1 protein-coding gene is annotated in these 975 nt (G+C 44.2%); it reads right to left on the bottom strand.

Translation table 11 applies throughout. The features are described 5' to 3' along the window. On the bottom strand, window positions 1-446 hold a 446-nt coding region (locus tag AC2VE5_RS28660), incomplete at its 3' end, for a TIGR04255 family protein (protein WP_486890900.1). Window positions 447-975 lie beyond the last annotated feature (529 nt).

The raw sequence follows: 975 nt of genomic DNA, 5'->3' as shown, positions 1-975 counted from the left end.
CAGCCTGAGACAGCGGCTCTGCCCCGAAAACATGCTGGTCCAAAACGTTCGATAATTTGCGGATCAAAGCTTTTTTTAAGTGCAATAAGCACATTTTCTAAGCGCTCCAAAAAGTCACGACGACTTAAGTAAGCCGTTGTTTCAAGCGCCATAAAATCAGGCGCTAAAGATACACGCCAACTATCCGCTGCATCTATGAATCGCCAGGTGAGTTGAAGAGTTGGCTGTACAGCACCTTGAGGTCCAAAAACAAACGTCTGAGTCTGTTCAGGCTGTAGAATAGGATATTTTTCTCGAATTGCCTCTTGAAATGAGCCAACAAAATCTTTTTTCTCAATTGAGAGAATAGGTGGAAAGCGTACCTGGGCAATTACTCGAATAAGAGGTGCATCCTTCAATGGCACTTCTTTAGGTGGCGGTGCGGTGAGTGGATTGAAATTAACCACTTTTTACATCCTTAATGGGACTTTCAGAGAAATTCATCATCTCTAGAGCCGAGGGTAGAAAGATAATACCCATCGTTCCTTATTTCTATAATACGGCAGTAATGTGAATTAGAGTGTGAAGTTTAAGCAGGTTTCTCTCGTAGATATAGAGAGAAATTGAAGAAAGCCTAATACTCACAGTAGTTCTAGGACCTTAGCGGCGCGATTAAACGCTGGGTTAGTGCGGACGGGGACGGGCGAGAGAGCTTGGCGGTGATTCCGAGATTATCTGCTGCTCCATAGCTTTACCGTTCTACTGCTCAAACTTCGGGTTGAGGCGGTAGCTCAAAGCACATCTAAGAGTGTTTAGTTATCAAGTTTGAAAGTTATTAGTCAGGTGATTTTTGAGTACAGCAATCCAGCTTGAGAGAGGGTTTGAGCTTTGATCAAGCTTTAAACAAGTCCAAACAAGAAAGCAATCCCCCCCAAAGCAATGAGCGCTCCTAGCCAGGCTCTTAAACTGATGGTTTCTCCCAGCCAGAGAGCGATC

This window comes from Aliterella sp. E5.1 (genome assembly GCF_057473825.1).
The sequence above is the reverse complement of the archived record's forward strand: the minus strand, read 5'-3'. Positions and strand labels throughout refer to the sequence as shown.